General features: G+C 62.7%; 10 protein-coding genes. 2 read left to right on the forward strand and 8 right to left on the reverse strand.

What is annotated here, in order from left to right:
* Window positions 1-55: 55 nt before the first annotated feature.
* The 3 genes from ASD76_RS07755 to ASD76_RS07765 all read right to left on the reverse strand — a co-directional run bounded on the left by ASD76_RS07755 (window position 56) and on the right by ASD76_RS07765 (window position 2,565).
* Window positions 56-961 carry a hypothetical protein gene (locus ASD76_RS07755; protein ID WP_055920761.1) on the reverse strand — a complete coding sequence of 302 codons (906 nt, stop codon included), beginning with the start codon at window positions 959-961 and terminating at the stop codon, window positions 56-58.
* Window positions 958-1,740 (reverse strand): DUF2092 domain-containing protein, encoded by a 783-nt coding sequence (locus tag ASD76_RS07760; protein ID WP_162249647.1) that lies wholly within the window; start codon window positions 1,738-1,740, stop codon window positions 958-960. Before ASD76_RS07760 ends, ASD76_RS07755 begins: the two co-directional genes overlap by 4 nt.
* Before the next feature lie 177 nt (window positions 1,741-1,917).
* A complete protein-coding gene (locus tag ASD76_RS07765; protein WP_055923064.1) occupies window positions 1,918-2,565 on the reverse strand; it encodes a response regulator in 648 nt (215 codons plus the stop codon).
* Window positions 2,566-2,914: 349 nt separating this feature from the next.
* Between ASD76_RS07765 and wrbA the strand changes: the two genes are divergently transcribed.
* Window positions 2,915-3,517, forward strand: coding sequence for an NAD(P)H:quinone oxidoreductase (wrbA, locus tag ASD76_RS07770; RefSeq protein ID WP_055923066.1), 603 nt, complete (start codon window positions 2,915-2,917; stop codon window positions 3,515-3,517).
* Between the two features lie 143 nt (window positions 3,518-3,660).
* Here wrbA and ASD76_RS07775 read toward each other — a convergent pair whose 3' ends face one another.
* The 4 genes from ASD76_RS07775 to ASD76_RS07785 all read right to left on the reverse strand — a co-directional run bounded on the left by ASD76_RS07775 (window position 3,661) and on the right by ASD76_RS07785 (window position 10,114).
* Complete coding sequence (locus ASD76_RS07775) at window positions 3,661-6,147, reverse strand: TonB-dependent receptor (RefSeq protein WP_055920767.1); 2,487 nt, start codon at window positions 6,145-6,147, stop codon at window positions 3,661-3,663.
* Between the two features lie 140 nt (window positions 6,148-6,287).
* Complete coding sequence (locus tag ASD76_RS17890; protein WP_082553664.1) at window positions 6,288-6,458, reverse strand: YezD family protein; 171 nt, start codon at window positions 6,456-6,458, stop codon at window positions 6,288-6,290.
* A 122-nt stretch (window positions 6,459-6,580) separates the two neighbouring features.
* Window positions 6,581-7,024, reverse strand: coding sequence for an RrF2 family transcriptional regulator (locus tag ASD76_RS07780; protein ID WP_055920769.1), 444 nt, complete (start codon window positions 7,022-7,024; stop codon window positions 6,581-6,583).
* Window positions 7,025-7,096: 72 nt separating this feature from the next.
* On the reverse strand, window positions 7,097-10,114 hold the full coding sequence (locus ASD76_RS07785; protein WP_162249648.1) for a TonB-dependent receptor domain-containing protein: 3,018 nt from the start codon (window positions 10,112-10,114) through the stop codon (window positions 7,097-7,099).
* Window positions 10,115-10,380: 266 nt separating this feature from the next.
* Here ASD76_RS07785 and purC point away from each other — a divergent pair, with 266 nt between their 5' ends.
* Entirely contained in the window at window positions 10,381-11,184 is an 804-nt protein-coding gene (gene purC, locus ASD76_RS07790; protein WP_055920775.1) for a phosphoribosylaminoimidazolesuccinocarboxamide synthase, read from the forward strand.
* 99 nt (window positions 11,185-11,283) lie between these two features.
* Here purC and ASD76_RS07795 read toward each other — a convergent pair whose 3' ends face one another.
* Entirely contained in the window at window positions 11,284-11,571 is a 288-nt protein-coding gene (locus ASD76_RS07795; RefSeq protein WP_055920778.1) for a GIY-YIG nuclease family protein, read from the reverse strand.
* Window positions 11,572-11,595: the final 24 nt, after the last annotated feature.

Below are 11,595 nucleotides of genomic sequence, written 5' to 3' on the forward strand. Positions count from 1 at the left end.
AGAGGCCGGCGGGACTAGGTCCCAACCGACCTTTCCTTTGCCCGAGCTACCAGAGCTACGGTTGCGGTTGCGCTGGCCCAGGTGCTTGCTGACCGTTGGATGGGTCTTCGACCGTGACGTAGACCACGGTGTCGCCCTCGTAGATCGGCTGATACCACGAGCCACCGCACGAATAGTAGGTAGCGCCGCCCCAATACCAGGGCGGGCAGCCGGTGGGCACGCTGTACCAGTAGGAATGCATCGCCGCGGACGTCCACGCGGCTGTCGCACCGATGACCATGCCGGCCGCGATCGGGTGATCGACCCAGTCGCCCCAGCCATCGCCCCAATCGTCATCCCAATCGCCGTCGCGGAGCGTCTCCTGGCGGTTGCCCTGCCGGTCGGTGCGGTTTTCCTGCCGCGTTTCCGTCCGATCCGTGCGGCCTTCCTGGCGGTTTTCCTGCCGGTCGGTACGGCCGTCCTGCCGATCACTCTGCGAGGCCTGGCGATCGCCCTGGCGATCACCGCGATTGGCCTGACGATCTCCTTGGGCGGCTTGGCGGTTACCTTGACGGTCACCCGCTGCCGCTTGGCGGTTGCCAGCGCGGTCGCCCCCGCCGAGGCCGCCGGCATTCTGGCGCTGACCGGCTCCACCGGAGCCAAGGCCGCCGCCTGCCGAGGCGCGGTTCCCTGCGCCTGGCCGCGTGCCGATCGACTGACCCGCTGATCTGCCGCTACCGCCACGGCTGGCGCCACCGGCGCGGCTTGCGCCGCCGCTTCGGCTGCTCATGCCGCCACCGCCTCGGCTCATGCCTCCGCCGCCGCCGCGGCTCATGCCGCCACCACCGCCGCGGCTCATGCTCATCGAGCCGCCGCCACGGGCGCCACCGCCGCCACGTCCTCGCGCATCGGCGTCAATGGCAGAGGCGGAGATGAAGACGAACGCGGCCGCGATCGCCGCTAATCTGGATAGCCTTTTCATTGGCCTGCTCCCGCTGCGCTGGCGATCTGGATGGCAATCGCGCCAGGTCCCGGCACATAAGTGAAGTCTGCGTCATTCAACGTGGGATTCACTTCCCAGTTCAGGCGCGCGGTGAACGACGGCAGAGTGGGATCGGTCCGGTCGGTGATCACGATCTTGCGCGGAAGCGGGCGATCGCCCTGCTCGATCCAAAGCTCCCAGTCGAAATCGTTTGATCGGAACGCCCAGTGGTCGGTGCGGGCCCCGTCGATCGTGGCGGTGCCGACGTTGAAAGCCGAGGTCAGCGCGACAATGTCCGATTGATCCTCGTCCGCCCAGCGGAACAGATCCTCCAGCGGCAACTCGATGCCAGTCCTCTCGTGAAGCTCCTTCAGGAACTCGCGATTGGTCGCTGGAGCCGGGATAGTGGCGTAATAGCCCATCGCTGGGGCGAAGATGGTGAATTGCTTCCCATCGTAGAGGTACTGCCGCTGCTTCATGTCGGAATTGTAGCTGATCGCGATGCCCGGCTTCTTCACCTGATAGACCGTTACCGAGTCCATCTGGACCTTCTGGTTATCGGCGGTGACGACATCGATCGCCGCGGTAGAGGTGAGTTTGAAGGTGCCCATTGAGGTTAAGAACGTACTCATCCGCTTCAGAGCTTCGACGGCCTGCGGATCCACGGGATCCTCCGACGCTGCGGTCGATGCTGCCGGTGCGGCAGACTGCCCTTGCGCTTGGGCCGCTGGCGTTACCGCCAGCGCCAGTACGCCACCCAAAACCAGTAGGGATCGCATAGTCGCCTCCACTGCATTGTGGGGGCGACCATCGAATTCGGCGAGTGAGACTACCATTGGGGTTTTCCCGCAAACGGCACAGGGATTCACCTGCCAATCCAGTCATCTGGTGACCGTCACGACTTTGGCGCTGCTGTTAATGCGGTGCGGGAACGGTCGCCGCCAAAGCGGCTCCCCTTACGGTTCCACCAGGTTGTTGCGCACCGCGTAGCGGACGAGCTCTGCCGTCGTCCGCAGCTTCAGCTTTTGCATGGCGACCGAACGATGCGTTTCGACGGTCTTGATGCTGATATTGAGCAGTTCCGCGACCTGCTTGTTGATCTTCCCTTCGGCGATCAACTGGACGACCTCACGCTCCCGATGGCTGAGCGTGCTGAACGAGCCCTGGGGCTTGCTGCGCAGATACTGCTCGAGCAAGGTCTCCGAGATCGCCGCCGAGAAATACGGACGATGGATCGAGAGTGCATCGATCGCGGCAAACAGGTGCTTCTCGGTGTCCGACTTGAGCACAAAGCCCCGCGCCCCGGCCAGCAGCACGTCGAGGATCATGTCCTCCCTGTCGTGCATCGTGTAGATGAGGATCTCGATCTTCGGGAACTCCTTGCGCAGTTCCAAGGTCAGGTCCCGCCCGTTCAATTCCGGCAGCGTGTAATCGAGTATCGCGATATCGGGTTTGGTCTCCCGCGCGGCGGCCAAGGCCTCTCGTCCGGTCGCGGCCTCGGCCACGATCCTGAGGTTGCCCCGCGTTTCAAGCAGCATACGGACGCCACGACGGATGATGTCGTGGTCATCGGCGATCAGTATTCTGCGGATCGAAGTGGTCAACGCCCCTTCCACTCCTCTCTGGCCCTGTTACCGAGCGCTTGCCTTGATGGACCAAATCAGTCGCTCGCGGCAGGCCTGATTCCTATTTCGCCCCCTGATAATCGGGTGCTCGGCAGAGATTGCCATCAGGATTTACCCTAGGAATCCGCACGTTCGATGACTGGACCCATCTGCGTACCCCGAATTCCCTCGTGCGACCCATCGAAAATAGTCAGTCTACAGCCAAGACTATGCACGCAATTCTCGTCGGTTAGCCAAGTTCTTCCACCATAGCGGGGATCGAATGTGCCGCGTTGCGATTGCCGATGCAGACGCTATCCCGTTCGGCTCAGTTGCAAAGGAACCTCCGATGGCCCGCATCCTCGTGCTCTACTACTCTTCCTATGGACACATCGCCCAGATGGCCGACGCGGTAGCCGAAGGCGTTCGCGGCGCCGGGCATGATTGCGACGTGCTCCGCGTCGCCGAAACCGCCCCGGCGGAGGTGGCTGCAGCAGCTGGCTTCCGCGTGGATGAGAGCCACGACCTCATCGCTGGCGTCGACGAGCTCGAGAAATACGACGGCATCGTGGTCGGCGCGCCAACGCGCTTTGGGCGCATGCCGAGCCAGATGGCGTCGTTCTGGGACCAGGCCGGCGGCCTGTGGTACCGCGGCGCGCTGATCGGCAAAGTCGGTGCGGCCTTCAGCTCCACCGCCGCCCAGCACGGTGGGCAGGAGACGACGCTGTTCTCGATCCTGACCAACTTGCTGCACATGGGCTGTACGATAGTCGGGCTCGACTACGGGTTTACCGAGCAGAACGGCGTGGACGTGGTCCGCGGCGGCTCGCCTTATGGGGCGACGACGATCGCTAACAACGATGGCTCTCGCTTGCCTAGCGAGATCGATCTGAACGGTGCCCGCTACCTCGGCCGCCGAGTGGCGCTTACCGCGGCCAAGCTCACCGCCTAAAAAAGAACCTCCCCTCCGGTAGGACCGGACGGGGAGGCAAAGAACTGAGGGGGGCCTTACCGAGAGACCCCCTCGGGTCAGACGGCAGGGCCGTCATAGGGCCTCCCCGCTCCCTTTCGCACGAGAGCGGGGAGAATTTCACATCAGAAGTCGAAGCGGATCGTCCCGCCCCAAGTTCTCGGATCGCCAGGGTTGCCGGCGATCAGGCCAGTGTTGCTGGGCCCGAACACCAGCTGTTCGAAGTACTGCGCATCGAAGGCGTTGCGCACCCAGGCATAGATGTTGAGGCCGTTTTCGGCGCGGAAGCCGAAGCGGAAGTTGGTCAGGTTGTAACCGTCGACCCAGGTGTAGATCGAAGGCGACGGATTCGACGAGAACTCGGAGCGGTAGCTGCCGTCCACGCCGAAGTAGAGATCGCCGTCCTCGCCAAGCAGGTTAAGTGGCGCTGCCGTTTCGAAGCCGTAAGAGAACGCCCACTTCGACACGCCCGGCAGAGACTGACCCGAAATGTCGCAGTTCGCCGGGCTCAACGATCCCGGAACGCCCGCCGGACCAGGCACCTGAGCGCCGGTGACGACAGTGCCGCCAGCGAGTTCAGGCGGACACGGGGCGTCGACGAACTTCACGTACTTCGCGTCGGTATAGGCACCGTTGAGGTACCCGGTGACCCCCTCGATCGGACGGACCGAGAAGTCGACTTCCACACCCTTGGTGCGGACCCGCTCGGCGTTGGCGAGGTAGCCACGCAGCACGCCGAACTGGCCGTTGCTGACGTTCGCCTGGAAGTCGTCGATCGTGGTGTGGTAGGCCGCGACGTTCAGCGTTGCCTTGTTATCCCAGAACTGGGTCTTGGCGCCGATCTCGAAGTGCTGGACCGATTCCGGACGGATGGTGCCGGCTTCGAGGATCGGGTTGCCATTCGCGTCCGACGGCACGCCGTTCTGGTTGATGCCGCCGGTTTTGAAGGTCTTGGCGTAAGTGCCGTAGACCATCACGTCGTTCATCACCGCGTAGCTGAGCGTCAGGTCGTAGCTGAAGTTCCAGTCGTCGAAGCTCGGCTCGATCAGCTGCGGAGCATAGATGTTCCGCTGCGCGATCTGGTCAGCGGTGCCGCCGCTCGCCGGGATGAGGTTACCTTGGCGGTCGGTCACAACACGCTCGTAGTGGCCTTCCTTCTTGTCGTAGTTGATGCGAGCGCCCGGCTGGATCCTGAGGCCCGGGGTCACTTCCCATTCGACCTGACCGAACACGGCCGCGCTGGTGGCCTTGAGCCATTGCGTGTTGTTGGCAGTCAGCCCGTTGAGGATGTCACGCGTGATCTGTCCCGCGTTGGTGAGGTTCCACCGGCTCGCAGCAGCACCTTGCTGTTCCAGGCCCTGCGTGTCGATCCGCTGCTTGAAAGCGAACGCACCGATGACCGCGTTGATGGTGTCGGCCGAGTAGTTGTAGCGGAATTCCTGGCTGTACTGATCCTGCTGCGAAGGGTTCTGCGAAAGGCTGACGACAGGCAGACCGGTGTAATCGCGGTCGTTCTCCGGCTTCCAGTCCCAGAAACGCCAAGCGGTGATCGAGGTGAACGAGCTGCTGTCGCTGATATCCCAGATGGCCCGCAGCGAAGCGCCGCCGGTCTTGTTCCCGGCGTTGAGCGTGCTGTCGAGATCGGTCAGGCGGTCGAACGGATTGGTGCTGACGGGTGCATAGTTCTGCGCCGCGGCGAGTGCTGGGAACTGGCGCAGCAGGGCGCGCTGCGTCGGGCCGTAGCCGACATACACAGTACCGCAGCACTCAGGATTCTGGGCGCTGTAATCGCCGGAGACGGTAATATCGATATCGTCGTTGGGCCGGAAAAGGACCTGCCCGCGGACGCCGAGGTTGTCCTGCTCGTTGATCCAGTTCCCGTCGGTGACGTTGAAGATCGTTCCCTTGCGGCTGGTGCCGGACACGGCAACGCGAGCGGCGACGTTATCCGACAACGGTCCGGAAACGGCGGCCTTGAGCTGCTTGAAGTTGTAGCTGCCAAGCGAGACTTCAGTGCTGCCTTCGAAGTCGAAGGTCGGCTGGTTGGTGCGAATGTTGATCGCACCGGCGGTGGTGTTCTTGCCGTAAAGCGTGCCCTGCGGGCCGCGCAGGACTTCGACTTGCGCCACGTCGAGGAAGTCGAACACGGCAGAAGCGGGGCGCGAGTAGTAAACGTCGTCGACATAGATGCCGACGCCCTGTTCGAACCCGTCGTTGGTCAGGCCGAACGGCACACCGATACCGCGGATGTTGACCGCGGTGTTACGCGGGTTGGACGAATAGACCTGCAAGCTCGGCGCGAGCTGCTGGATCTTCTGAATGCTGAAAGCGCCGGTCTCGTTGATCGTGCGACCATCGAGCGTGGCGATTGCGATCGGCACGTCCTGCGAGGCTTCCTCGCGGCGGCGGGCCGTGATGATGATCACGTTCTCGGGCACGCTGCTGGGTGTGACCGCTGCCGGAGCGTCAGCCGAGACCGTGACGTTGCCGGTGTTGGCCTGTGCGACCTGCACGCCAGCGACGTTGGATTCACCCCCCTGTTGGGCGAAAGCGGGAGCCGAAACGAGAGCGCCAGCGGCGATCCCGGTCAGCAGGACGAACTTCTGTTTCATAGCGGTTCCCTCAAGATGATTGGAATCCAGCATCAATGGAGAGAACGCTGTCGATCTCGCCCACGCAGGCTGGAGAACGCATCCGGGGGTCCGGTCTGCTGAGTTTTAGTTATTGAGTTGTCAGGTTTTTATGCGAGTGCTCAGCTGAAGCGGCGGCGCTCAGTAACATCGACCTGCATCAGCTTGCCGTCATGTACGGTCAGCTGAATGACGCCGTAGCGAAGGCGGTCAAGAGCCTCCACGACCACGCGCAGGTGTTCAGGAAGGTCGGCAGAATCGTCGGTCCTGGGACGTTCGATAGTGGCGGCCATGTAGCGTCTCCGATCAATAGCGGCGCAGTGCCGCGGTGGACGCCCTGATATTCTCAACTAATTAAGTTGACAATACGGCATGCGATGATCGGTGCGAAATTTCCTGCTCACATGCGAAAAGTTCAGCTTTCTTCCTCACCTTCCAAGGCGGGAACGGGATCGATTCTGTCCGAAAGGCGGATCGAATCGAGCAGCTCGGCTGTGCGATCGCGGACCTGGAGCATGAGCGCACGCGTGCGGCAGTCGCCCTCTTCAAGGCAGTTGCGGCACTTCTCGTGGGCAAAGCGACTCGCACAGGGCACCAGCGCCAACGACCCGCGCATGACGCGGATGAGGTCCCCGTAAGTGATGTCGATCGGCGCGATCGCGAGCCAGTACCCGCCATCCTTGCCACGCTGGGAGTCGACGATCCCGTAGCGGCTCAGCTCGGAGAGGATGACGGTAAGGAAATTCGCCGGGATCTTCTGGGCCGCAGCGATCTCCGCCAATTGCACTGGCCCCTGGCCGTAGTGATCGGCCAGGTGCTGCATGGCGCGGATGGCATAGCGGGTCTTCTGCGAGAGCATTGCCGTTCAATGCCTCCGCCAGCGGCGCGCGGCAAGCGCGTCGCTGGCGTTCCTCCCCGGCAATGGATCGGCTTAGAAGTTCTGGCTCAGACCGAACTTGGCCGAGAACCCGAGCGGACTGGCCGTGAACGGGTCGAAGTTCTGGTCCAGACGGGCGAACGGCGGGTCGACATCGAAGATGTTGAGCAGCGCCAGCGAGACCCTCGTCCCATCGAGCACCTGCCAACGCCACACCGCGTCAAAGGTGGTGTAGTTGCCGATGACCTTGCCCGTCGTCACCGCTGCGCCCGCGAGTGCAGCGTTGTTCGGCCCGAACACGTCTGCGCCGCGCTGGTCGGTGTAGCTGTCGACGTAGTTCATCTGCAGCCGCAGCGAATAATCGCCCAGCGCGCCCTGGATCCAGGCCTGCCCCTTGAGGCGCGGCAACGGATAGGCCGTGGTCTGGTAGTTGAGCTTCCCGGCAGCATTGAACGCGGGTTGCACCACGATCCCTTCGACCATGACTTGATCGATGTCGTAATCGATCACGTAGCTGCCCGAGACACCAGCCTGCGCGTCGATCCCGCCGATTTCGGCTGTATAGTCCGCCTGGAAGTCGAGGCCGCTGGTCGAAACGTCGGCCGAGTTGAAGGCGTAAGTGGTGAGTCGCTGGACGTTGGCCGAGGAACACACTCCGCCCGAGAAGGTGAAGCGCGCCTGCAGCGCGGCGTAGTCGGGATTGCCGCAATTGGCCGAACCGGTTGCGCCGAACATCGCCGAGACCATGCCGCTCACCGGCTCGCTCTCGATCGGACCCTGGAAGTCGTAGCGCCAATAATCGAGGCTGGCCCGGAAGCCCCCGTTTTCGACAATCGCACCGGCATTGTAGGTGGTGGCGGTTTCCGGCTTCAGGTCCTGGTTGCCGAGCACGTCGACCGCGCGGAACGCACCGCCGATGAAAGTCAGGATTACCAGGTCCGAATTGACCGTCTGCGGCGGCGGCCCACGGAATGTCGTGCCAATGCCGCCCCGCAGCGTCAGCCAGTCGGTCACTACGATCCGCAAGCGGGCCTGGGGATCGAAGGTCGAGCCGACCGTAGCGCCGTAGTTCTCGTAACGCGCCGACAGCTGCGCCAGGATCCCCGTAGTGATGGGAACCTGAAGCTCGCCGAACAGAGCTACGACGTCGCTGTCGACGTCGACATTGCGGTTAGACCCGAGGAACCCGATCGGGCCCACTTCCTGCGTACAGGTCGCGTTGGGATCGAGCACCGACCCCGGACACGGCATGACGTCGAGGTTGTTGGTGTCGCCGTACCAGCGCGAATAGCCGTCACGACGGTACTGGCCGCCGAGCGCAAAGGCGACCTCGCCCCCACCGAGCTCGATCCCGGTCTTGCCGGAAAGCACTGCATCGGCAACGAATTGCTGCGTGTTCGCCTTGCGTTGGATGACGGTGAAGAAGTCGTCGATCGTGGTGGCGTCGTTGATCAGGCCCGCCCCTGGAGTGAGGTCCAGCCCTAGGGGATTGCTCGTCCCCGCATAGTTGGGATTGGCCGCTCCGGTGATCTTGTTGTCGGCGATCCCACTGGAGAACGGATTGAAGAAGTTACAACCGTTCGTCCCTGCAACCGCTGCGAGTTGCGCCGGGGTCATCCCGGCCCTCGATTGCGGCGTAGCGTAAGCGCAATTCTCTCCGCCAAAGCCCGCCAGCGAGTTCTGCAGCAGGTCGACGAAGCTGTCGCCGCCTTCGAAGTAGCGGTCGTATTCCGAATAGGTCAGGCCCACGTCGAAATCGAGCGAGGAGGTGACCTCGACAGAAAGGTCGCCGGTGAACTGGTAGAAGTCCGAGCTACGCGGCAGCACCGCGGCCTGTCGCTCGTTGTCGAACAGCGGATTGCCGCCGGTCAGCACCGGACGGAAGCGCACCGGATAGGCCAGCGCTGAGGCCTGAGGCACACCGTTCGTGTCGACCGTGCAGCCAGCCGCGGCCCCGTACCGGGCGCAGTAATCCGTCAGCGCGGGTGCGTAAGACGGGATCACGAAGAGCCCTCCTCCACCGAAGGCTGCGTTGCTCGAGGGCGAGATCGTCGGAAGGTAGCTCGGAGAGGTGGTCAGAACCGTCTCGGTCCGTCCGTAAAGCCCGGTCAGTCGCAGCGTCGCTGAGCTGCTGAGATCGAGCTCAACATCGCCGAACAGCTGGAACCGGTCTTCCGGTTCAACCAGATTGGTGAACCCCAGGTACTGTGTCTGACACAAGTCCGCGCTGGAGCCGGGCAAGGAACGGAAGCCGCCCACGGCTTCGCAACCCTCGTCGGACTCGAACGCCACCCCGCCATTGCTGCCGTTGTAGTCGAAGTTGCCCGGCGAACCGCCGCCCGACCATCCGCCTTGCGGGTTTTCCTCAAAGGGCCGGAGCGCGAAATCCCGGTCGAGCGTGGTCAGCTCGCTACGGTGCTGATAGCCGCCGGAAAGGAGCACTCGCGCAGGTCCGACTTGGCCGCCCCAGGACAGGGCGGCGTTCCAATCGCCGTCCGAACCACCAACGTATCGGTAGTCGCCTTCGGCCAGGAAGCCGTCCTGATTTGTCCGCGTGATGAAGTTCACCACGCCGGCGATCGCATCCGAACCGTAGGTCGCCGCCGCGCCGTCCTTGAGGATCTCGATCCGGCCGAGTGCCCCTGAGGGAATGAGATTGACGTCGACCAGTGGCAGGTTGCCCGAACCGCTCGCCACCAGGCGCTTGCCGTTGAGCAGCACCAGCGTCCGCTGCGGACCCAGCCCGCGCAGGTTCACCGAGGCCGTGCCTTCGTTGAACTGGCTGCGGATATCGAACTGGCTCGCGTCGCCGATCACGCCGGCCGAGGCTGGCAGGCGCTTGGTCAGGTCCAGCATCGAAGGCGAGCCTTGCGCTGAAAGCTCTTCGCCTCCTATCACGTCGACCGGTGCCGGCGCGTCTTCGCGCGATCCTGAAATCAATGTGCCGGTGACGATAATCTCACGACCGGCTTCGGACGCCCCATCTTGGGCTATAGCCGGAATCGCTGAAAGGGTGGCCGTAGCCACCGCCAGCAAAGACACGGTTCTCTTGATCCCGTTCTTGCGCAACACGACCCTCACTTTGTTTTTGGTTTATTATTCGCCGCGCCCGTTAGTGTTCGCACAAGGCCGCGTCAATTGCGAGCAATTTGCAGAAGTGTAAGTAAATCAAGAACTAGGATTGTGCGAACAACACCTGTGAGCCGTGGCGAATTTGCGAAAGCCCTCCCAGCGCAATTGCACCCCCGGTCGAATTGGCGTAGAGGCCCGCTTTGCCCCGGCAGCGCAGTCGATTTCCGACTCGTCCACGCCGGGGTTTGCTATTCTGAAGGTTTGCCATGTCCCGCCGTCGCCAGCTTTACGAAGGCAAGGCCAAGATCCTTTACGAAGGACCTGAGCCTGGCACGATCATCCAGTACTTCAAGGATGACGCTACTGCGTTCAATGCCCAGAAAAAGGGCACGATCAACGGCAAGGGCGTGATCAACAACCGGATTTCGGAGCACGTCTTCCTGCGTCTTGCCCACATCGGCATCCCGACGCACTTCATCCGCCGCCTCAACATGCGCGAGCAGCTGGTGCGCCAGGTGGAGATCATTCCGCTCGAAGTGGTCGTGCGCAACGTCGCGGCCGGCAGCATCTCCAAGCGCCTCGGTATCGAGGAAGGGGAACCGCTGCCCCACACCTTGATCGAATACTACCTGAAATCGGACGAACTGCAGGATCCGATGGTCGCCGAAGAGCACATTGCGTGCTTCGGTTGGGCGACCAACGAAGAGATGCAGGACATCTCGGCGATGGCGATCCGCGTGAACGACTTCATGAGCGGCATGTTCGCCGCGATCGACATCCGCCTGATCGACTTCAAGCTCGAATTCGGCCGCATCTGGGACGGCGACTACAGCCGCGTGATCCTGGCTGACGAGATCAGCCCGGATAACTGCCGCCTGTGGGACATGACCAGCGGCGAAAAGCTCGACAAGGACCGCTTCCGGCGTGACCTTGGCGGTGAGGAAGAGGCTTACCAGGAAGTCGCTCGCCGGCTCGGGATCCTCAACGATGCCGACACCGGACCGGGCGAAGTGTTCGACCTCAGCGCCCACCGTTCGAAGCTGCGCACCGGGCCCAAGCCGAAGAAGTAAGCGCGTATTGCGCGGGTGGTTCGACATGCTCACCACGAACGGCTTAGGGTTTCCCCTCCGCCGTTCGTCCTGAGCCTGTCGAAGGACGCTAGGGCGCCGTCAGCGTTGCTGACGATTCCTCGCCAATACCGAGACTCTCTGCCAATCACCCTCAATAAGCGCTCGCTTCTTCGCTCGACTCCACCCTTTGATCTGGCGTTCAACCGACAATGCTTCGTAGCGGGTCGGGAAATCCTGGCTCCACATCAGGCGCACTGGTCGCCGTGTCGCGGTATATCCACCGAAACGACCGTATTGATGGTCCGCTATCCGGTTTTCCAGATGTTCCGTGTGCCCGGTGTAGAATGAGCCGTCCGAGCACAACAGGATGTAAGCGTAAAAGGCCATTGTCGGGAGCCTAGCGCTTTGACG

It is taken from the genome of Altererythrobacter sp. Root672 (assembly GCF_001427865.1).
GTDB lineage: Bacteria > Pseudomonadota > Alphaproteobacteria > Sphingomonadales > Sphingomonadaceae > Croceibacterium_A.